The organism is Micromonospora sp. NPDC050980 (assembly GCF_040653835.1).
Taxonomy (GTDB): Bacteria; Actinomycetota; Actinomycetes; order Mycobacteriales; family Micromonosporaceae; genus Micromonospora.
In genome coordinates this window covers 128,401-149,231 of the sequence record NZ_JBFAGS010000006.1, presented here as the reverse complement: position 1 = coordinate 149,231, position 20,831 = coordinate 128,401, and the positions used below count along the sequence as shown (strand labels likewise).

Genomic DNA, 20,831 nt, shown 5'->3' with positions numbered 1-20,831 from the left:
GAGGGTGTGAGCGAGCCCGCCGCCGAACTTCCGATCTCCGATGCCCGTGACAGCCTCGCGGACGTCGTGTCCCGTGCCCACTACGCCGGGCGTATCACCTACGTCACCCGTCGTGGGCAGCGTCTGGCCGCCATCGTTCCCGCCGACCTGGCCGAAGCGATCGAACGGGCCGAGGACGCTGCGGACGTCGCGGCGGCCCGCGATGCCCTGGCTCGGATCGACGCCGGTGACACCCCCGTCCCGCTGACCGACCTGCGCGACGAACTGGGTCTGTGAGCGTGCCACCCGGGGCGGTTTTCGCCGTCCAGGTCGATCGAGCCGCCGCCAAACTGCTCCGTAAGCTCGATCGACCGGTGCAGGCACGCATCGTCGCCGCGCTCGCCGGGCTGGCCAGCGAGCCCCGTCCGGCCGGTGTGAAGGCGCTCGCCGGGCATCCCGGTCTACTGCGCATCCGGGTCGGCGACTACCGCATCATCTATACCGTCCGTGATCGCGAGCTGATCGTCCTCGTGGTTCACCTCGGCCACCGTGGCGAGGTCTACGACACTCTCTGACCTCGCCGGCCAGCCAGTCGCTCTGGCTCGCCGAGGACTGGATCACCGCTGGGGCGGTGTGGTGGCATGCTGACTGTCATGTAGCGGACATGCCTCGGGATGATTCGTGCCGGGGTGTCCTGGTAGAAACGTGTGAATGCCCCTCAGGAAGATCACGCTTGAGAACTATCGGTGCTTCCGCGACCGGCAGGAGATCGAGCTGGCCCCGGTGACCGTGGTGCTCGGCAAGAACAACTCCGGCAAGAGCGTGCTGACCCGGGCGCCCCTGGTGATCGCGACTGGCTTCGACACCACCAGCACGGCCCCGCTCGACCTGGACCGGTTGCAACCGTCGCCGGTGGACGGCTTTCCCGACCTGATCTTCGAGCAGAGCACCCATGGTCGCTTCACCCTGGGGGTCGAGGTCGAGGGTCGAAACGCCTTCGCGATGGAAGCGACGATCCGCTACGTCGACGAGGATCAGTCCGCGTACGTATCCGATCTTCGCCTTGCGTTCCGGGAAGAGTCCTTCGAGTACCGGTTGCAGCCGACCATCGAGGTCACGGACGCGGGGCCGGTCTACGACGTGCGCGGAGGACCGGAGGGGCCGAGCACCGAGCCGGTCGGCTTCCGTGGGCTGCTACCGGCTGTGTTCGATGTGCGTCGCTTCCTGCCAGGCAGATACACGTGGCGGCCGTCTCTGGGTCCGATCCGGTTCCTCAGCGCCTACCGTGACCGTCCGGAACGGCAGCACCGCCTGCCGTTCGGGACCCCGCACGAGGTGGGGCAGGAGGGGCAAGGGGTCTACGGCATCCTCGCCGACGATCGGGCCCGGCGCAGCGGAGAGCTGATCGAGCGGGTCAACGGGTTGCTGCCGCACATCGTGCCCGACTGGCGGATCGAGGAGATCCAGGCCGGTCCGTTGTGGTCGACCGTCCTGACCCGCAGGGGCAGTTCGGTGCGGGTCAACCTCGCCGATGCCGGCACCGGGCTGGCCCAGGTGCTGCCCATCCTGGTGCAGTGCGCCCTCGACGAGATGCGTGAGGTCGATGTCAAACCGTTTCAGATCATCGAGGAGCCGGAGATGCACCTGCACCCGGCCGCCCACGCCGCGTTGGCCGATCTCTACCTGGACACCGCCAGGACGACCGGGACGCGGTTCCTCGTCGAGACGCACAGCGAGACGCTGTTGTTGCGATTGAGACGCCGCATCGCCGAGGGCGCGTGTCAGCCCGACACGGTGGCGGTTTATGTGGTGCACCAGCAGGACGGGGTCTCGACCGTTCAGCGCGTGGCGATCGACGAGTTGGGCAACCTCGGTGCCGGCTGGCCCGACGGGTACTTCTCGCAGGATTACCAGGAGGCCCGGGCGTTGGCCACCGCGCAGTTGAGCCGGAGCGGCTATGCATCTTGACATCAAGCCCGAGGTGTTCGTCCAGGGCGACAAGATGGCCGTGGTCAAACTGCTTGAGCTGCTCATGCAGGAGCGGCACGAGTGGCGGCCGGACCGGACCACGGCCGACAGTGCCGCACGCTTCGCTGACACGCTGCCGTTCGACGGCGTGAAGGTGTTCGTCGAGACAGCCTTCACCGAAGCCACGAGCACCGTGGCCGCGCCGTCCGGGCGGCGGGCAGCGATCACGGCCGCCGAGCTGAAGGAACTGGTGGCGGATCTGAGCCGCCCGGCGGTGCTGGTCGTCGAGGACGAGATCACCGAGGAGTGCTTCCTGCTCGCGCTCGCCGAGGCATTCGACGCGAAGCGCATCGTGCACGCCATCCGCGCCGACTGGCTGACCATCGGGCATGCGGGTGGCAAGGACCGGATGCCGCAGTTCGTCGAGCGTCGTCGCCGACACTTCGCCCTCCTGGTTCGGCTGGCGGCACTGATGGACAGCGACCGCAAGCACCCCGGGCATCGGACGCGCAACGACACCTACGCCGCGAAGATCCGGGCCGTCGACGGTGTCGAGCTGCACCTGTGGGGCTGCCGGGAAACGGAGAACTACATCCCCTGCCGGGCCTGGGAGGAGAGCCTGCCGGCACGACTGCCCAAGGTGGACGCGCTGCGGAGCAAGAGCGTCGAGGAGCGGCGATACCTGGACGTCAAGAAACATTTCGGGGAGATGCCGAGGCCGCTGATCGCCGAGCACACCTGCCTGACCGAGGAGGACTTCGCCGAGTTGGGGCCGGAGGTCGTCGCGGAGCTGCGGGAGTTGCTCGCGATGATCCACCGGATCCTGTAGGAGACTGGGCTCCATGCGTACCGACCAGGCCGAGATCCGGCCCGACCCGACCATCGCGCTCGTCGATGATCTGCTGGGCGGCATCGGTCGGGGTGAGATCCGGGTGCCCGCGTTCCAGCGTCCCTTCGTGTGGCGACCCCATCAGATGCTGGAGCTGTTCGACAGCATCGAGCGCGGCTACCCGATCGGTAGTCTGCTGCTCTGGCAGACCGACGAGCGGGTGCCCTCGCTCGACCGGATCGGCGGGCTGGACGTGCCGCCGCCGCCCGCCGGTCGGCAGGTCTCCTACCTCCTCGACGGGCATCAGCGGGTGTCGACGCTCTTCGGTGTGCTCAACCGGCCACTGCGGGACGGCCCGGCCGAGGACGAGGGGGACTGGATCTGGCAGATCTACCGGGACTTGCGTCCCGACCCGCTGGGCTCCGACCGATACCGCCACCACCGGTCCGGCAGGTTCTCGCCGCACCTGCTGCCGTTGGCGGCGGTGATGCGGACACGGGACTTCCTCCGACACTTCCACCGGGTGGAGCTGGGGGTCAAGGACGCCGGTCAGGCCGACTCCCTGATCCGGGAGGCCGAGGCGGTCACCCAACGGATCAAGGGATACAAGTTGACCCTGGTCCGGCTCCAGGGAGCGAGCATCGACCAGGCGGTCAACGTCTACGCCCGACTGAACCGCACCGGCACCCGGATGGACCCGGACCAGATGGTGTCCGCGTTGACATACCGGAAGGAGCAGCCCTCCCTGGCGAGCCGGATCGACGACATCGTCACCGCCATCGCGGACACCGGCTTCGGCGAGCTGCCACGGTTGGCGGTGTTCCGGTCGCTGCTGGCGATCGCCGGGGAGACGGACATCATGTCGCCCAGGTGGAGCCTGGTGGCCGACTATGTGCAGAACCGCCTGCACGACGCCCTGCCGCAGACCGACCGCGCGGTGCGGCTCGCCGCGCAGTTCCTTCGGAATGGCGTGGGCCTACCACAGGCGAAGTTCCTGCCCTATTCGCACCAGCTCGTGTTGCTGGCCATGTTCTTCCACGTTCAACCTGAACCGAGCGGCCGGCAGTACGACCGGCTGCGCCGCTGGTTCTGGATCACCTCTTGGTCCAGCGCGTTCGCGGGCGCGACCTCCACCGTCCTGCGCCGGGCGTTGAACGAGGTGCGGGCGTTCGCCGTCGGCGACGGGGATCTCCGGCCGGACGAGGACGACGTGCAGCCGATGCCCGAGTCCTTCAACCTCAACAGCGCCCGCACGAAGGCGTACGTCGCCTGGGAGGCGTTGGAATTCCCGCGGCGCCTCGACATGCTGGGCCAGCCGTTCGACGTGGCGAATCTGCTGGCGAACTCGGATCCACAGATCTTCCGGCACGTGGTGCCGAAGGACAGCCGCCCCGCCAACAGGTTGATCTTTCCGACCACGCCGAACATCGGCGTGCTCGCCGCGCTCAAGGGGCTCGATCCGCTACGCGGCCCCGGTCTCTTCGACGGTGACCCCGAGCTGACCAGCGCGGTCGGCCGTTCGATGACGGAGCAGATCCTCGACAGCCACGGGATCCCGATCAAGGCGTGGCGACGGTTGTGCGAAGGCGGGGCCGGGGGTCAGATCTTCGTCGACGATCGCACCGACTTTCTGGAGCAGCGCCTCCGAGCCTTCGCCGCTCACCTGGACGTGCGGGTCGGCGGAAAGATGGAAGGCGTGGCCGACGACGACTCTGAGTAGCGGTCGTCGGGGCGGCAGGCCGTAGAATCTGGCGGTGATCGAGCTGAAGGCGTTGCAGGCGCAGGTCAAGAGCCTGGTGGATGATCTCCGTGGGCAGGTCGCGGAGGCGCCGGGCCTGCGCGCGGAGCTGCGCCAGGAGCACGCCCGGGCGCAGGCCGCCGAGCGGGTCGGCGCGAGCTTCGAGACGTGGCTCGACGACGTGCTCGACCAGGCGGCGGTGGCCTGGGTGCTCGGCTGCGTGTTCGTCCGGTCCTGCGAGGACAACGCGCTGATCACCGACAAGCTGTGGATCGGCGGCGACGACCCGGCCGCGCCGGCCGACCGGGCGGTCCAGCACCGGCAGGCGTACCTGATCGCCAACCCTCGGCACAACGACCGGCACTGGCTGACGGAGGCGTTCCGCTACCTGGCCGGGCTGAAGGCCACCGGGAAGATCTTCGACAAGCACAACCCGGTCTGGCGCTTCGACATCTCCGGCCCGGCGGCGGAGGATCTCAGCGACTTCTTCCGGCGGGGCGCCGGCCGGGAGTCGCTGCGCCGCGACAAGCTGGACACCCGCTTCCTCGGCGACCTCTACCAGGACCTGTCGACGCACGCGAAGAAGACGTACGCGCTGTTGCAGACGCCGGAGTTCGTCGAGGAGTTCATCCTCGACCGCACCTTCGAGCCGGCGGTCAAGGAGTTCGGCCTCCCCGCCACCAGCGTCATCGACCCGACCTGCGGCTCCGGCCACTTCCTGCTGGGCGCGTTCCACCGGTTGGTGCGCAAGTGGCAGGACCGGGAACCGGCCACCGACATCAAGGTGCTGGCCGAGCGGGCGCTCGGCCAGGTGACCGGCGTCGACATCAACCCGTTCGCGGTGGCGATCGCCCGGTTCCGGCTGCTGATCGCCGCGATGCAGGTCTGCGGCCTGACCAAGCTGGAACGGACGCCGGCCTTCCCGGTCCGCGTGGCGACCGGCGACTCCTTACTGCCGTGGGGACCATTCGACTCCCGAGCCCAGGGCGACCTGATGAAGGAGTTGGAGAGCCAGACGCAGGAGCGTGACGAGGAGGAAAAGAAGGAAATCTTCGCGTACGACAGTGAGGACGCCGACCTGCTCAAGGACTATCTCGCCGAGAACCAGTACACGGTGGTGGTCGGCAACCCGCCCTACATCACGGTCGCCGACGGGAAGCGCAGCGGGCTCTACCGCAGCATCTATCCCACCGTCTGCCACCGGCAGTACGCCCTCACCGTGCCGTTCGCGAAGCGGTTCTTCGACCTTGCCAAGTGGTCGGATGAGCATGGTGAGGGAGCAGGTCACGTCGGCCAGATCACCGGCAACGCCTTCATGAAGCGCGAGTTCGGCAAAAAGCTCGTCGAGAACTACTTCGCGCACGAGGTGGAGCTGACCGAGGTCATCGACACCTCGGGCGCCTTCATTCCCGGCCACGGAACCCCAACGGTGATCCTGGTTGGCCGCGCCAACAAACGCCGTCGTGTGCCGACGTTGCGCGCAGTCCTCGGAGTCCGAGGCGAGCCGGCGGCACCTGAGGCCCCCGCTGATGGCAAGGTATGGGGCGCGATCGTCGGTCAGATCGATCTACCCGGCTCGGAGTCGGAATGGGTCAGTGTCGCCGATCTGCCGCGCACTCAACTCACCGCCCATCCGTGGAGCCTGACCGGCGGTGGTTCCGTGGAACTGATGACGAGACTGACGAGTCGTACTAATTCGCTCTTAGGTGAGCACATCGATGTGGTGGGCCGGACTACCCACACCGGGCTTGATGACGCCTACTACGCGCCTGACTTCGCCTTCAGGACCAGAAACCTTACCGAGGCCGGCGTGCCGGTCGTGCTCGGTGAAAGTGTGCGTGACTTCGTGCTTTCGGCGAGGACGTGGACCCTCTTCCCTTACGACGAAGAGGGCCGTGCTCGCGAGCTGACGGACAGTGAACGTCAATTCTACTGGCCTAATCGCACGTCATTGCGACAGCGGGTCGACTTTGAGCAAACCCCCGAGGAGCGAGGGCTGAGGTGGTTCGACCACAGCATGTTCTTCGCGAAGCGGTATCGGATATCGTTATCGATCACGTTCGCGGAGGTGGCGACTCATAACCGCTTCGTGTTCGATCGAGGTGGAAAGGTATTCAAGCAAACGGCGCCGGTGATCAAGCTGTCGGAACGGGCGACAGAAGACGACCACCTGATGCTGCTCGGTGTCCTGAACAGCTCAACCGCCTGCTTTTGGCTGAAGCAGGTGAGTCATAACAAAGGCGGGCAGGGAGTCAACGAGGGATTTAAAAGCCAGGAGTGGGAACGCTTCTTCCAATTCAACGCTACAAAGTTTCGGCAGTTTCCGCTGCCTTCGGCGTACCCGTTGGATCGGGCTCGTGAGCTGGACTCGCTGGCGCAGCGGCTGTCGAGCGTGACCCCGGCGGCGGTGGCCGCCTCGGGGGTGCCGACCCGGCAGCGGCTCGCGGAGGCCGAGGCGGAATACCGCTCGACCCGGGCGCGGATGATCGCGCTTCAGGAGGAGTTGGACTGGGAGGTCTACCGGCTCTACGGGCTGATCGACGAGGATCTGACCTGCGCCGACCCGCCGGAGCTGGCGTTGGGGGAGCGGGCCTTCGAGATCGTGCTGCACACCAGCGGGGCGCAGACCGAGTGGTTCAACCGGCACGGGTCGAAGCCGATCGACCGGCCGGCGGCGCACTGGCCGGCGGCGTACCGGTCGTTGGTGGAACGGCGGATCGCCATCATCGCGGCGAACCGGCACATCGGGCTGATCGAGCGGCCCGAGTGCAAGCGGCGCTGGTCCACCGACGGGTGGGAGAAGATGCAGAAGGCCGCGCTGGGGGAGTGGCTGCTCGACCGGCTGGAAGCGCCCGAGCTGTGGGGCGGCACCCCCACGCCGCTGTCGGTGGCGCAGCTCGCCGAGCGGGTCGGCTCCGATCAGGACTTCCTGGCGGTGCTGGAGCTGTGGGTGGGGCACGACAGCTACGACCTGACGCGGACGCTCGGCGGGCTGGTCGCTGAGGAGCACGTGCCGTATCTGCCGGCGCAGCGCTACAAGCCGGCGGGGCTGCGCAAGCGGGCGCAGTGGGAGCGGACGTGGGCGTTGCAGCGGCGGGAGGACGCGGGCGAGAAGGTGGAGGTCCCGGTGCCGCCGAAGTACACGTCGGCGGACTTCGTGCGGTCGTCGTACTGGAAGGCGCGCGGCAAGCTCGACGTGCCGAAGGAACGGTTCATCTCGTATCCGCAGGCGGGGCGGGACAGCGACGGCAGCGAGCTGCTCGGCTGGGCCGGGTGGGACCACCTCGCCCAGGCGCAGGCGCTCGCCGCCGTCTATCTCGACCGCAGGACGCAGGAGTTGTGGCCGGCGCACCGGCTGTTGCCGCTGCTCGCCGGGCTGGCCGAGATCGAACCGTGGCTGCACCAGTGGCACACGGAGAAGCAGCAGGCATTCCTGGGCGGGTCACCGGCCGACTTCTTCACCACGTTCATCGACACGGAGTTGGCGCAGCTCAGCTCCGACCGGTCGGCGCTGGCGCTGCTGCGGGGCGTACCCGAACTGCCCTGAACGGCGGGCATCCAGCGGTGGGGAGTCCAATTGATGCCTCGTGAGCGGTTGACTACTATCCGTGGCTACAGAGGTTGAAGGGCTGACGTCCGTCGGCGTGTCTGCGTGATTTGGGTCGATGGGGGCGGTAGGCCGGAGGTATGAGATATCCGGCTGGTGGTGGCATGAACGCGGCAGCCCGGGTCCGGCGTGAGAAGGTCCGGATCCAAGCCGCGACCATGTTCGGGAGGTCCGTACCGACCGCGCAGATCGCTTCTGAGCTGCGGGTTTCCGAGAAGTCGGTGCGTCTGTGGCGACGGCAGTGGACTGCTGGCGGAACGGAGGCTCTGGCGTCGGCCGGGCCGGGCGGTTCGGACTGCAAACTCTCGGTTGAGCAGCTAAAACAGCTGGCCGGGATGCTCGACGAAGGGCCAATCGTGCACGGCTGGGACGATGCCCGCTGGACCCTCGCGCGGGTGGCCGAGATGATCGAGCGCCGTTTCGGCGTCTCCTACACGCTGCGCGGAGTGTCCTATCTGCTGCATCGCATCGGGTACAGCCAGCAGGTTCCCACTCGTCGGGCGATCGAACGCGATCCCGAAGCGATCACCGGCTGGCAGCGCGGGCGGTGGCCGTCGGTAAGAGGTTAGCGGCGGCGCAAGACGCCTGGATCTGCTTCCAGGACGAGGCAGGCCAGGTCATGCGACCGCCGGTGGCCAAGACGTGGGCCCGGCGGGGGCACACGCCGGTGGTCGAGGTTTCCGGCAAGGGCTCCGGCCGGGTCTCGATCGCCGGCCTGGTCTGCCTCAAGCCCGGACAGCGAGGCCGGTTGATGTGGCGAACCCGGCTGCACCGTGGTCGTACAGGCGAACGCGGTAGCTTCAGCGAGGACGACTACATCGCCTTCCTCGACCAGGCCCACCAGCGTCTACAGGCACCGATGGTGCTGATCTGGGACAACCTGAACACCCACGTCAGCCGCCGCATGCAGGCCCTGATCGCCACTCGGCCGTGGCTGACCGTGATCCGGTTACCCGCCTACGCTCCGGACCTCAACCCCACCGAAGGCGTCTGGCGCTGGATGAAACGAGGCCTGACCAACACCGCCGCCCGCGGTGTCGACCACCTCGCCGAACTGGTCAAACGTCGACTACGCGCGTGTCAGCAACAGACCGATCTCCTCGCCGGCTTCTTCGCCAGCACCGGCATGACCCTCGAACCCGAGCCACCGAGATAGCTCGAACCTTGACCTTTCAATCTCTGTAGCGCCGTTGGAGGAGGAACGATGAAGCTTCGGTTCGGGAAGAAGGGCTGAGATGGGGACGCTCATCGATGATCCAGACGCCTTCCAGCGTCTCTTCGAAGACTTCGAACACGCTGCGTTCAAGCTGGAGGTCCGCCGGTCGTACGGGCTCCCCTCCGAGGACGAGCCGTTCCAGGCGTTCCTTGCCGGTGCGGATCCGGGCATCGAGTGGCTCCGGTCCTGGCTTGATCTGATGCAGACGGAGACCTCGACGGGCAAGACCGTGGAGCGGGTTCGGGTCATTGATGAGCCCCCGAGCGACTACCTCCGGTTCGAAATGTCGGTGACGCCGCACAACCTGGCGGCGGGCGAGGACATCCGCTATCTCGGGCGGCGACGGGCGGCAGAGCTGGCACTGCCGGATTACGACTTCTGGTTGTTCGACTCGCGGGTGGTGGCGTTCCTGCACTTCACCGACGATGACCGATTCGAGGGGTTCACCGTCACCGAAGAGCCTGCCGAGGTCTTGCGGCACTGCCAGTGGCGGGACCGGGCGTGGACGAGAGCCACCCGTTTCGCGGAGCTTCCGGCGGCTGTGACGGCCGGGCGCTGAACGAGCCCGGCCGTCCCAAGGTCGAAGCCGAGTCGACAGTTCGGGAGCTGTCAGCCGACGACGGCGGTGAAGTGGTAGTTGCCGGCGCCGACCGAGCGGTCAAGCGTCCGCATGATCCGCGCGGCGTTGTCGTTCGGCCCCTGGAGGAAGAATGGTTTACCGTCGCGGCCAAAGGTGATCCGGCTCGGTGGCTGCCACTCGCCCAGGTGACCGGCCGCCGCGTAGTAGTCCTGATGCGGGTCGAACCCGAGGCCACGGGCGTACTCGACGGCACCGAACACGAGATGCCGCGCCAGGTCGATCGGCGCGGCCAGCGGAAGCGCGGCGTAGCTGCCGAAGAAATCGTCGGCGAACGCGGACACGTCCCGCTCGTCGAAGGTGCTGGGCGGCAGGGCGTTCTTCGCCCCGAGACAGTAGGTGTCCACCAGGAAGCCGGCCAGGCTCACCCGGTCACCCTCCCGGCGGGCGACCAACACGCTGGTCAGACCAGCCGTCTCAGTCATCGATCCGTCGTCGGCGACGTCCACCCAGTCGTCCGGACGGTCCTCGATGAGCAGACCCTCGCTCCACCCGGGGCTGATCCAGCATCCGAGCAGAGGCAGGTCGGCGGGCCGGCTCCGCCCGGGCCGTTCCACGGCGACGCCGCGGACCAGGGGGCCGACCACCGCGCGGGTGAGGCCCAACTCCCGCGCGATCTGCTTGGGGGTACGCCCCGAGGCGCGCAACGCGACCGCCTTGGCCCTCAACTCATCGGAAACCATCGGCACATGGTCGGACCGGGGGCGGTCGCTGTCAAACAACCGCACGGCGGGCCGCGTCGCAATCGAGAGCGGTACGACCGGCGAGGAAGCGGGGCTCGGGTGCCGGCTGGTGCGGGCCAGCGCCCGAGGGGTACGGCTCCGATCAGCGGTGGTACGAGCCTTGCTTGGCCCCTGACACGAAGGCCACCCACGTCTCGGGCGCGAACGTGAGGACCGGCCCCGCCGGGTCCTTGCTGTCACGCACCCCGACGAGGTCAGCGAGGTTGTCAGCGACCTCGACGCAGTTGCCGCCGTTGTTGCTGCGAGTTGATTTGCGCCAGATCGCACCGACAAGGTCAACCATGGGTGTACTCCTCAATCAGTTCGTTGATCAACGCGCGTGTCCGGGATTCGTCGAGTGCCCGAGCTGTCATGTCTGCCCAGATGGCGTCGTATGCCTCGGTCTCGTGGGGCCTGTCGAGGTAGATGGCTCCCGTCGCAGCTTCGAGATATGTCACGGGAGGCTCAACGGTCTGGCCCTTGCTGTCAAGTGGGAAATCCAGGATCGAGAACGCGCCGGCCATCGCTCCGGCGTGCAGTCCAGCGGAAAAATCCAGAATTCGGACCGTTACGTTCGGTAGCTCCGCTGCCTTGATGATCTGCTGAAGCTGCTCGGCCATGAGTGCGGGACCGCCAACCTGTCGACGCAGTACGGCTTCGTTGATTATCACACTGAGTTGCGGCGCGGCGAAGCGTGTCAGCAGCGCCTGACGCTGAAGGCGTAGCTGTACCGCGCGCTGTCGCTCTTGATCGTCGTTCGGGTTGATCGCGCCGCCCGGCATGCCGAAGAGGTGCTCGGCATAGGCTCGGGTCTGAAGTAGCCCCGGCACCAACTCTGCCTCGTACTGCCGGATGGTGGAGGCTGATCCCTCCAAGCCGATGTAGAGCTGGAACCACTTGGGCAGGCCGGAGCCGACGTAGTCGTGCCACCAGTTCTTGTTCTCCCGCGTGGCGGCGGTCATCGCCAGAAGCAGCTCGCTGTCCTCGCCCGAAGCGCCGTAGAGGTTCAGCATCTCCTTGACGTCGGCCTGGCGGAAGCGCACGTGTTCGGCGCCGTTCTCGATCCGGTGCAGCGTCGCGCGGGCACGGTCGAGCTGTTCGGCGGCCTGGTCCATGGTGAGGCCGGCGGCTTTGCGGAGTGCTTCGAACTTCCGGCCGATCTGGCGGCGGAGCATGGTCGATCCAGTGACGGTCTGTGACACTGCCGGGCCTCTCACATCGTTCATCGTGGACGAACTCTCGACCAATTAAAGCGGCCTGATGTTCACCTAGCAATAGACAAGTTACAGAGCGTCCCCTCGCAAAAGATCGCCCCGCAAGCCACTTCACTATTGAGACGTTGCAATCAGCATGGAGTGCTGCTCTACTGCCTTCGCGGCCACTGTGGATCAGCCCAGGTCAGGGGCCGCGAGCTGCCCTGCTGTCGTACCGCTGAGCGAAGGCTGCGGTGGCAGGTGCGGGTGGGTCCGTCGGCGCGCGGCGGGCCGACGGGCCCACCCATCCAGACGACGTCCAGGATCGAGAGGTGGTCTCTCCATGCGGGTCTTCTTTCGGCGGCGCGAGCGCGCGGAGCGGCCGAGGCCGGTCGGCGGCTCCACCTGTTACCGGTCGGCGTCCTGCCGGCCGCTGCACCCGACCCAGGTGCGGCAGCGGAATTTCCGGTGGACCCGCCGTGGCCTCGACCCGGACGAGGTGCGGCTGTTCCTCGAACGGGTGGCCTGCGAGCTTTCCGAGGCCCACGACGCGCTGGTCCGCAGCCAGGAGGAGTACAAGCGGATCCGGGACGCGCTGCGCGACTGGCAGTCCGAGCAGTCCCGGGTCCACCTCGCCGAGCTTCAGGGGTCCGGGCATCGGAGCGTGCGGTGAGCGAGCGATGGGTGATCCACCTGCCGGTGGTCGCCCCGGACCTGCCCGCCGCGCAGCGGCTCGCCCGGCTGGTGGCCCGCTGGGCCCTCGTCCTGCCGCAGAGCGACACCGGTGAGACCACCGTGTCCGCCGAGGACGAGCAGGGCGTACACCATCGGGTCTTCTGCGACCTGCGGATGCCCGGCGGCCGGCGCTGCCTGCTTCGGGCCGAGCACGACGGACCCTGCGCCCGCCGGCTGGGGCGCCGGTGACCGGCGAGCCGGCGACTTCGTCGGCGTGCCGAGCCGGTGGTTGATCTTCATCGCGGCGGTCCGTGACTGACCGGCCGCCGCATCGGCTGGGACCCGCTGCGGTCAACCCGTAGGATCGGCGGGTTGTCGGTGACGGGGGTGTCACCCCGGGGGGAGCGGCAGTGCGAGGAGTGGCATGACCCTGCTACGGGACGTGATCGACATTCCGGTCTCGGTCGGCGACGGAGACTTCGTCGTCCGGGCCGCCGAGGGCGCCGACCTGCGTCGGTACGTCGTCACCGACCAGCTCCGGGACAACTTCGCCGACGCGCTGCGCCGGATCGGCCACGCGGTGACCACCGGCCGCTCCCAGGCGATGTTCCTGCACGGCTCGTTCGGCTCCGGCAAGTCACACTTCATGGCGGTGCTGCGGGAGATCCTCCAGCACAACCCGGAGGCCCGGGAGGTGCGCGGCCTGGCCGAGCCGGTACTCACCGCCGACCCGTGGCTGCGCGACCGCACCCTGCTCACCCTGACCTTCCACATGCTCGACGCGCGCTCCGTCGAACAGGCGGTCCTGGAGGGCTACCTCAACCAGATCACCCGGCTGCACCCGGAAGCGCCCGTCCCGGCCGTACACCGGTCGGACGCGCTGCTCGACGACGCCGCGCGGCTGCGCGCGCGGATGGGCGACGACGCCTTCTTCGCCGCGTTGCGCGACGGCGGGGGCGCGCCCACGGCCGCCGGCGGCGGTCTTGCCTCGCACATCGCCCGCGCCACCGGCTGGACCCCCGAGATCTACGCCGCCGCGGCGGCGGAGCCGCCCGGCACCGAGCAGCGGGACCGCCTGGTCAGTGCGCTGACCAGCACGTTCTTCACCGGCGCGGTCCGCAGCGGGGAATACCTCGACCTGGACACCGGCCTCGCCGTGATCACCCGGCACGCCAAGGCGCTCGGGTACGACGCGCTGGTGCTCTTCCTGGACGAGCTGATCCTCTGGCTCTCCACGAAGATCAGCGACCACACCTTCGTCAACACCGAGGGCGCCAAGCTCAACAAGCTCATCGAGTCGGCCGACGCCACCCGCCCGCTGCCGCTGATCTCGTTCGTCGCCCGGCAGCGCAACCTGGAGGAATTCCTCGGCCCGCAGGTCGGCGGCACCGAGCGGGAGGCGCTGGCGCACGTGATGCGCAGCGTCCAGGGCCGGTTCGGTGAGATCGTCCTCGCCGACACCAACCTGCCCGAGATCACCGAGAAGCGCCTGCTCAAGCCGCTCACCGACGAGGGACGGGCGGTCATCGACAACGCCTTCGCCGCGGTGCGGGGCAACCGGGAGGTATGGGACGCGCTGCTGCTCGGCGCGCAGTACGGTGACGCCGGGATCGGCTCCGATGCCGCTGCCTTCCGCAAGCTCTACCCGTTCTCGCCGGCGTTGGTGGCCACGCTCGTCGCGTTGTCGCAGGCGTTGCAGCGGGAGCGGACCGCGTTGAAGGTGATGACCGAGCTGCTCGTCATCCGCCGGGACAGCCTGCGGGTCAACGACCTGATCGGGGTGGCCGCGCTCTTCGACCCCCTGGTCCTGCACGGCGAGCTGCCCGACCGGCCCGAACTCAAGCAGCTCTTCCAGTCCGCCCGGACGCTCTACACGCAGAAACTGCGGCCGATCCTGCTCAAGCTCAACGACATCGGCGAGGACGCGGCGGCCGGGCACCAGCAGTTCCAGCTCGACGACAAGTTGATCAAGACGGTGCTGCTCGGTGCCCTGGTGCCCGACGTGCCTGCCCTGCACAACCTCACCGCCGGCAAGCTGCACGCGCTCAACTTCGGCTCGATCACCTCACCGATTCCCGGCTACGAGCGCACCATCGTGATCAACCGGCTTGAGCGGGTCGCCGACGCCGCGGGCGAGCTGCACCTGACCAAGACCCCGGATCCGGTGGTCAGCCTCAAGCTGCACACCGTCGACTACGACAAGTTGCTCGACCTGGTGCCCGAACAGGAGACCAGCACCACCGGCGTCCGGCAGCAGCTCATCCGCGACCTGGTAACGGCCGAGATGGGCATCGTCGGCGTCGACGGGCAGCTCGGCGAGCTGCTGCACACCCGGGCCTGGCGTGGCCGGTCGCACACCGTGCAGGTGAAGTTCGGCAACGTCCGCGACCCGGACACCATGCCGGCCCCGGCGCTGATCGCCACCGGTGAGGCATGGCGGGTGATCATCGACTACCCGTTCGACCCGCAGGGCTACGAGCGCAACGCCGACCTGGCCCGGATCGAGCGGCTGGAGCGCGGCTCACGCACCGTCTTCTGGCTGCCGTTCTATCTCACCGATGAGCTGATGGCGAAAGTGGGCCAGCTCATTAAGATCAACTATCTGTTGAACGGCGCCGGTGACCGGCTCAACTCGCTGGCGGCCGACTGGCCGCTGGCCGACCGGCAACAGGGCAAGGTCTACCTCCAGCAGCGCCAGTCCCAGCTACGGAGCACCCTGACAGGCGCGCTCATGCAGGCGTACGGGTCCGCCACCTCCCGCGGGTCGGACGTGCAGGACGACACCATCAGCGTGTTCCACACCCTCGCCGACGGCCTGCACATCGGCGACCCCCGGGGCGGCACCCTCACCGAGGCGTTCGCCAATCTCACCGGCGAGTTGCTCGCCTGGTCCTACCCCGGCCGCCCGGCCATGCCCGAGGACGAGAAGCCCGTCACCCGAGGCGAACTGGCCAAAATCCTGGAGTACGCCCGGAGAGCCGCCGCCGACCCGACCCGCGGCGTGACCGTCACCAACCCGGTCGACCAGCGGACCCTCCGGCGGGTCTGCAACAACCTGCGGCTCGGCGAATACATCGACGGCCGGTACGTGCTGACCACATCCACCTCGCGATGGAGTCGACACTTCCTCCAGGCCGCCGCCAACGAGGGATACACCGACCGCTTTCCCGTCTCACGTCTGCGTGAGCTCATCGACGAGCCCGACGCGTTCGGATTCGACCGGGAACTGCAGAACCTGATCATCATGGCCTTCGGGCTGGACCAGCAACTCGCCTGGTACCAGCACGAGGTTAAGGTCGACGTGCCCCACCTCGCCGCGGTCCGGGACGACATGGAGCTGCGGCACCCTCCCATGCCCAGCGAAGCGGACTGGTCGAGCGCGGTGAGTCGAGGCGCGGCGATCTTCGGTGGCGTGCTTCCCGCCTGGCGCACCCCCGCCAACCTCGGCAAACTCGCCGACGCCCTGCGCGAGCAGGCGCGTGAGCGGAAGAAGGCCGCCGGCAGCCTGGTCGACGTGCTGACCGCACACGCCGACGTGCTGGGCCTGGACGTCACGGCCGCCACCGGTCGACTCGCCACCGCCCGACGGGCGTACCGGTTCGTGACCGACGTCGCCACCGAACGGGACGACGTGGTGCTGGTCGAGATGGTGGCCCGGGCCGACCTGGGCGACGTCGACGACCAAGCCGTCGGCGCGGTGCTCAGCCAGGCCGGCACACTCACCGGCGAACTGGCCGGAAGCCCGCAGTGGCCGCTGCTCCGGGCCATCTCCGCGCGGGTTGGCCACGACCAGCGGGCCAGCGAGGTCATCGGGCGGCTCCGGGACGTCGCCCGACGTGAACAGCACGGCCAGGATCTCGTCGAGGCATTCCATACCGCCTCCGCCGCGTCCGCGGCGCTGCTCGCCGAGCTGCCGACGGCGCCGGTCGAGCCCGCACCCGCCGGACCCGTCCTCGGCGGCGCCCACCAGGTGCCGAAGCAGCAGGGCACCCGGGCCCCGGTTGATGAAGCCTCCGACGCGGTCCCGGTCGGTGACGCCGGGGCCGTCACCGCCCCCGGCGGCGGCGAGGTGACCGGCGCAAGCCTGGTCGCGAACCAGCGCCGGCGTCACGAGATCACCGACCCGGCCGACTGGACGAAGGTCGCCGCCGAGATCGAAGCCGAGATCGCCGCAGGCCGCCGGGTGGTCGTCACCTGGGAGATCCGGTGACCCGCCGGGCCCGCCGTGGTCCCCGGGCCGGCTCCGCCGGGACGCAAGCATGAGCGCGCCGGTCGGTGTCGCCCAGCCGGACTCGGTCCGGCGAAAGGTCGAGGCATGGCTAACCGAGGGCGACGCGGCCGAGGCGATCGCGTTGACGGCCCGCCCCGAATGGCCGGCCGATCCGGTGCTCACCGTCGACGGCACCCATGTCCGGGTGGTCGCGTGCCCCACTCCGCTCGCCGCCCGCGCCGCCCTGCACGACCGCGCCGACGGGGAGCGCCTGGTGCTGCTGACCGAGCTGACCGACAGCGAGTTGGGCGACGGGCTCCTCGCCCATCTCAGCCGGCAAAGAGTCCGCAAGATCGATCCGTGGGACCTGGTCCGGCAGATGTTCGGTGGCGTGAAGGACCTGGATCCCACCCTGGTCCGGGTCGGACGCTGGGTCGCCGACGCGCTGACCGACCACGCCCCCGCCGCGGGCTGGCCGGTGCCGCCGGGTGCGGTCCTCACCCGGGACCACGCGTTACGCAGCCTGACCGCGGAGCTGCTCGATCTGCCCCCCGCCGAACTCGACGACAGCGGCCTGGTGCAGTGGAGCGCCGACGCCCGCCGCCAGCTCCGGTTCACCACGCTGCCGGACACCGTGGCCGAGGGGATCACGGCATACCTGACGAGCACCGCCGGCCGGTCCGCCGTGCCCATCATGGCAGCCGTCCGGGCCGGGCACGGAGTGGACGTCATCCCGCTCGGACTGCTGGCCGGGCTGCTCTGGCCCACCGCCGGTGGCCGCGCGGCCGAGGTGGAGACCGCCGTGGGGCGTACCCGCCTGGAGCCATGGTTCGGTGGGCTGCGACTGTCACCGCACCAGGCCGAAGGGCTGCACCAGGCCGCCGAGGCATGGGTCTACCGCACGGTCGACTCTGGCGACCGGGGCCGGGCCGAGGCCATGCGGATGCTGCGGCGGGCCGAGACGATCGCCGCCGAAATCGGCATCGGCACGCTGCTCGGAGCGTCCACCGTGCTGCCCAGCGGATTCGCCCACCGGCTGCGGGCCTTCGCCGCCGGGGTGCGGCTCGCCGTGCCGGCCGGCGGCTCGGCGCAACCGGCCGCGGTCATCCGCGCGCAGTCGGCGCTCGCCACCGTCGAGGAGCACCGGGCCGGCGAACCGCGCCGGGTGGAAACCGCGCGGATGGCGCTCCGGCTGCTGCGTTGGCTGCACCACGCCGACGGCCCCGCACCGGTGACCATGCTCGACGCGGTGCACCGGCAGGCCCGGGAGGACGGCTGGGTCGACCGCGCCCGGCTGGACATCTTCGCCGGGGACACCGACCCGCAGATCGCCGACGCCTACCGGTTGCTGCACCGCGCCGTGGACGCCCGCCGGTCCCGGCACGACCAGCAGTTCGCCACCCTGCTCGCCACCGCGACCAGCGCCGAGGTCGAGCCGGGCGCGCTGCTGCGGGTCGAGGACGTGCTCGACCGCGTGGTCCAACCGATCCTCGACCACGGCCGGCGGGTGCTCCTGCTCGTGCTCGACGGCATGGGCGTCGCCGCGGCCACCGAACTGGCCGAGTCCATCACCAGCAGCGGTACGTGGGTGGAACTCACGCCCGACGGCGGGCCCCGCACCGGAGTGCTGGCCGCGCTGCCCACCGTCACCGAAGCCAGCCGATGCAGCCTGCTGAGCGGCCGGATCTCCACCGGAGGTCAGCAGGCCGAGCTGAAGGCGTTCCGGCGACGGTGGCCCAGCGGGCGACTGTTGCACAAGGGGGCGTTGCGCGCCGGTGCCGGCGCAGCCCTGGACCCGGACGTGCGGGCTGCGGTCGAGGACGCATCCGTCCCGGTCGTCGCCGCCGTGGTCAACACGATCGACGATGCGCTGGACCGCAGCGACCCGGGCACCGTGGTGTGGGGCGCGGACACCGTCACCGCCGTGGGCGACCTGCTGGCCGCCGCGACCGACCGGGTGATCGTCCTGACCTCCGATCACGGCCACGTGGTCGACCGGGGGCCCGAGTCGGTTGTCCTGCCCAGCACCAGCAGCGAGAATCGCTGGCGGCCGGCCACCGGCCCGACCGCGGACGCGGAGATCGCGGTGAGCGGCAGCCGGGTGGCGCTCGGCGGCGGCTCGGTCGTCCTGCCCTGGCGGGAGGAGGTCCGGTACGGGCCACGCAAGGCCGGCTACCACGGCGGTGCCGCACCCGCGGAGGCCGTCATCCCGCTGCTCGTCCTGGCCGCCGGCGACGACCGGGCCGTGCCGGGGTGGGCCGGTGCGCCGGTCGCCAGCCCGGAGTGGTGGCGGGAGCCGCTGGCCGAAACCGTCGACCCGCCGTCCGCACCGCCGCAGACCGGCCGCCGGCGGTCCGGGCGTAACGCCGAACCGCAGGCGGAGGGACTGTTCGACCTCGCGCCGGTGACCGTTGCGCCCGCGGCGTCGCCGCCCGCCCCGGCTGCGCCGGACCTGGTGCGGGCGCTGCTCGCCAGCGATCGGTACGCCCAGCGGCGAGATCCCCGGATGCCGCTGTCCGACGAGCGCGTCGCCGCGCTGCTGGGCACCCTGCTCGCCGGTGGGGACCGGGCGACCGTCGACACGCTCGCCGCCCGTGCTGGCGTGCCGGCGCACCGCATCACCGGCACCGTCACCGTCCTGCGTCGGCTGTTGCAGGTCGAGGGATATCCGGTCATCACCATCGATCCGGACGGGGTTACCGTCCTGCTCGACCGCAGGCTGCTGATCGAGCAGTTCGATCTGGAGCAGCCGTGACCGCCGAGGTCTCGGCTCGCCGTCGCCGGGACATCGTCGACGCGCTGCGTCGCGGTGTCGTGCCGAGCAACGGGCTCGACGCGCTCGCGGTCGGCCTGGACCGGTTCACCGCCGCTCTGGACGACGACCTCGACCGGGTCGCCGGTGGAGGCAGCGTGTTCAAGGCCGTCCGCGGCGAGTACGGCGCCGGTAAGACCTTCTTCACGCGGTGGCTGGCCGAACGCGCCAAGCGACGTGGGTTCGCCACCGCCGAGGTGCAGATCTCCGAGTTGGAGACGCCCCTGCACCGGATGGAGACAGTCTACCGCCGGCTGGTCGAGCACCTGAGCACCGAACAGTTCGCACCGAGCGCGTTCCGGCCCGTCCTCGACGGATGGATCTTCGCGTTGGAGGAAGACGCCCTCGCCGGCGGCGCGATCGCGGAGGAGGACGCGGAAGCGCTCGACCGGGCGGTCAGCGATCTGCTGGAGCGCCGACTGGGCGAGATCTCCCGCAGCACCCCGGGATTCGCGGCGGCTCTGCGCGGCTACCGGGCCGCCACCGCCGGTGGCGATCACCGCACCGCCGATGGTCTCGCCGCCTGGCTGGGCGGGCAACCACACGTCGCCGCGTCCGCGCGTCGGGTCGCCGGAGTCAAGGGCGACCTCGACCACTACGCCGCGTTGAGCTTCCTGCGGGGGCTGCTGACCGTCCTGCGCGACAGCGGACACCAAGGGCTGCTCATCGTGCTCGACGAGGTCGAAACGCTGCAACGGGTGCGCTCCGACGCCCGGGACAAGGCGTTGAACTCGCTGCGCCAGCTCATCGACGAGGTGCACTCGGACCGATTCCCGGGTCTGATGCTGGTCATCACCGGCACCCCGGCCTTCTTCGACGGACCGCAGGGGGTGCAGCGTCTCGCGCCGCTCGCCCAGCGGCTGGCCACGCACTTCGACCCCGAACCCCGCTGGGACAACCCCCGCGCCACCCAACTACGGCTACCCGGCTTCACGGCGGACGCACTCGTCGAACTCGGCCAGCGGGTCCGCGCGATCTACGGCAGCCCTGCGGTCGAGTCCCGGGTGGACGACGCCTACCTCTCGGCGCTGGCCGGCGCCGTCACCGGAGCACTCGGCGGCCAGGTCGGTGTCGCCCCCCGCGTCTACCTGAAAAAGCTGGTCGCCGACGTGTTCGACCGGGTCGACCAGTTCCCGGACTGGGACCCACGCCGCCACTACGAGCTGACGCTGCGCGCCGACGAGTTGACCGAGGTCGAGCGCAACGCCGCCGCCTCGGCGGACGACATCGAACTGCCGCTCTGAC

17 protein-coding genes are annotated in these 20,831 nt (G+C 69.4%); 14 read left to right on the top strand and 3 right to left on the bottom strand.

Going from position 1 to position 20,831, the window contains the following annotated elements:
* The first annotated feature begins 6 nt into the window (after positions 1-6).
* The 9 genes from AB0H28_RS12420 (at position 7) to AB0H28_RS12380 (ending at position 9,896) form a co-directional block, all read left to right on the top strand.
* On the top strand, positions 7-276 hold the full coding sequence (locus AB0H28_RS12420; protein ID WP_358037785.1) for a type II toxin-antitoxin system prevent-host-death family antitoxin: 270 nt from the start codon (positions 7-9) through the stop codon (positions 274-276).
* A gap of 2 nt (positions 277-278) precedes the next feature.
* Positions 279-554 (top strand): type II toxin-antitoxin system RelE/ParE family toxin, encoded by a 276-nt coding sequence (locus AB0H28_RS12415; protein ID WP_358038231.1) that lies wholly within the window; start codon positions 279-281, stop codon positions 552-554.
* Between the two features lie 136 nt (positions 555-690).
* Positions 691-1,947: an AAA family ATPase gene (locus tag AB0H28_RS12410; RefSeq protein WP_358037782.1), complete on the top strand. Its 1,257-nt coding sequence runs from the start codon at positions 691-693 to the stop codon at positions 1,945-1,947.
* A complete protein-coding gene (locus AB0H28_RS12405) occupies positions 1,937-2,776 on the top strand; it encodes a hypothetical protein (protein WP_358037779.1) in 840 nt (279 codons plus the stop codon). Before AB0H28_RS12410 ends, AB0H28_RS12405 begins: the two co-directional genes overlap by 11 nt.
* A 13-nt stretch (positions 2,777-2,789) precedes the next feature.
* A complete protein-coding gene (locus AB0H28_RS12400) occupies positions 2,790-4,496 on the top strand; it encodes a DUF262 domain-containing protein (protein ID WP_358037776.1) in 1,707 nt (568 codons plus the stop codon).
* Between the two features lie 34 nt (positions 4,497-4,530).
* On the top strand, positions 4,531-8,061 hold the full coding sequence (pglX, locus tag AB0H28_RS12395) for a BREX-2 system adenine-specific DNA-methyltransferase PglX (protein WP_358037773.1): 3,531 nt from the start codon (positions 4,531-4,533) through the stop codon (positions 8,059-8,061).
* Positions 8,062-8,225: 164 nt separating this feature from the next.
* Positions 8,226-8,690, top strand: a complete 465-nt coding sequence (locus AB0H28_RS12390; RefSeq protein ID WP_358037770.1) for a winged helix-turn-helix domain-containing protein — start codon at positions 8,226-8,228, stop codon at positions 8,688-8,690.
* Entirely contained in the window at positions 8,669-9,277 is a 609-nt protein-coding gene (locus AB0H28_RS12385; RefSeq protein WP_358037767.1) for a transposase, read from the top strand. Before AB0H28_RS12390 ends, AB0H28_RS12385 begins: the two co-directional genes overlap by 22 nt.
* Positions 9,278-9,356: 79 nt before the next feature.
* Entirely contained in the window at positions 9,357-9,896 is a 540-nt protein-coding gene (locus tag AB0H28_RS12380) for a DUF6879 family protein (protein ID WP_358037764.1), read from the top strand.
* A gap of 50 nt (positions 9,897-9,946) precedes the next feature.
* Here AB0H28_RS12380 and AB0H28_RS12375 read toward each other — a convergent pair whose 3' ends face one another.
* From AB0H28_RS12375 to AB0H28_RS12365, 3 genes are all read right to left on the bottom strand, one after another.
* Complete coding sequence (locus AB0H28_RS12375; RefSeq protein ID WP_358037761.1) at positions 9,947-10,657, bottom strand: hypothetical protein; 711 nt, start codon at positions 10,655-10,657, stop codon at positions 9,947-9,949.
* Between the two features lie 142 nt (positions 10,658-10,799).
* Positions 10,800-11,000, bottom strand: a complete 201-nt coding sequence (locus AB0H28_RS12370) for a DUF397 domain-containing protein (RefSeq protein WP_358037758.1) — start codon at positions 10,998-11,000, stop codon at positions 10,800-10,802.
* Complete coding sequence (locus tag AB0H28_RS12365; RefSeq protein WP_358037755.1) at positions 10,993-11,871, bottom strand: helix-turn-helix transcriptional regulator; 879 nt, start codon at positions 11,869-11,871, stop codon at positions 10,993-10,995. Before AB0H28_RS12365 ends, AB0H28_RS12370 begins: the two co-directional genes overlap by 8 nt.
* A 361-nt stretch (positions 11,872-12,232) precedes the next feature.
* On the opposite strand from AB0H28_RS12365, the gene AB0H28_RS12360 reads away from it, so the two are divergent.
* From AB0H28_RS12360 to brxD, 5 genes are all read left to right on the top strand, one after another.
* Positions 12,233-12,562 carry a DivIVA domain-containing protein gene (locus tag AB0H28_RS12360; RefSeq protein WP_358037752.1) on the top strand — a complete coding sequence of 110 codons (330 nt, stop codon included), beginning with the start codon at positions 12,233-12,235 and terminating at the stop codon, positions 12,560-12,562.
* The gene (locus AB0H28_RS12355) at positions 12,559-12,813 is read left to right on the top strand and encodes a hypothetical protein (RefSeq protein ID WP_358037749.1); all 255 of its coding nucleotides are present in this window, start codon (positions 12,559-12,561) and stop codon (positions 12,811-12,813) included. Before AB0H28_RS12360 ends, AB0H28_RS12355 begins: the two co-directional genes overlap by 4 nt.
* 175 nt (positions 12,814-12,988) lie before the next feature.
* A complete protein-coding gene (locus AB0H28_RS12350; protein WP_358037746.1) occupies positions 12,989-16,774 on the top strand; it encodes a phage resistance protein in 3,786 nt (1,261 codons plus the stop codon).
* Between the two features lie 49 nt (positions 16,775-16,823).
* Positions 16,824-19,529, top strand: a complete 2,706-nt coding sequence (gene pglZ, locus AB0H28_RS12345; protein WP_358037743.1) for a BREX-2 system phosphatase PglZ — start codon at positions 16,824-16,826, stop codon at positions 19,527-19,529.
* Positions 19,526-20,830, top strand: a complete 1,305-nt coding sequence (gene brxD, locus AB0H28_RS12340; protein WP_358037740.1) for a BREX system ATP-binding protein BrxD — start codon at positions 19,526-19,528, stop codon at positions 20,828-20,830. Before pglZ ends, brxD begins: the two co-directional genes overlap by 4 nt.
* The last annotated feature ends 1 nt before the right edge of the window (position 20,831 follow it).

Excerpts from the sequence above, each read along its gene's own strand:
- AB0H28_RS12410 (WP_358037782.1), top strand. The coding sequence starts at position 691 with ATGCCCCTCAGGAAGATCACGCTTGAGAACTATCGGTGCTTCCGCGAC.
- AB0H28_RS12405 (WP_358037779.1), top strand. The coding sequence starts at position 1,937 with ATGCATCTTGACATCAAGCCCGAGGTGTTCGTCCAGGGCGACAAGATG.
- AB0H28_RS12400 (WP_358037776.1), top strand. The coding sequence starts at position 2,790 with ATGCGTACCGACCAGGCCGAGATCCGGCCCGACCCGACCATCGCGCTC.
- AB0H28_RS12390 (WP_358037770.1), top strand. The coding sequence starts at position 8,226 with ATGAACGCGGCAGCCCGGGTCCGGCGTGAGAAGGTCCGGATCCAAGCC.
- AB0H28_RS12380 (WP_358037764.1), top strand. The coding sequence starts at position 9,357 with ATGGGGACGCTCATCGATGATCCAGACGCCTTCCAGCGTCTCTTCGAA.
- AB0H28_RS12375 (WP_358037761.1), bottom strand. The coding sequence starts at position 10,657 with ATGGTTTCCGATGAGTTGAGGGCCAAGGCGGTCGCGTTGCGCGCCTCG.
- AB0H28_RS12370 (WP_358037758.1), bottom strand. The coding sequence starts at position 11,000 with ATGGTTGACCTTGTCGGTGCGATCTGGCGCAAATCAACTCGCAGCAAC.
- AB0H28_RS12365 (WP_358037755.1), bottom strand. The coding sequence starts at position 11,871 with ATGCTCCGCCGCCAGATCGGCCGGAAGTTCGAAGCACTCCGCAAAGCC.
- AB0H28_RS12360 (WP_358037752.1), top strand. The coding sequence starts at position 12,233 with ATGCGGGTCTTCTTTCGGCGGCGCGAGCGCGCGGAGCGGCCGAGGCCG.
- AB0H28_RS12350 (WP_358037746.1), top strand. The coding sequence starts at position 12,989 with ATGACCCTGCTACGGGACGTGATCGACATTCCGGTCTCGGTCGGCGAC.
- pglZ (WP_358037743.1), top strand. The coding sequence starts at position 16,824 with ATGAGCGCGCCGGTCGGTGTCGCCCAGCCGGACTCGGTCCGGCGAAAG.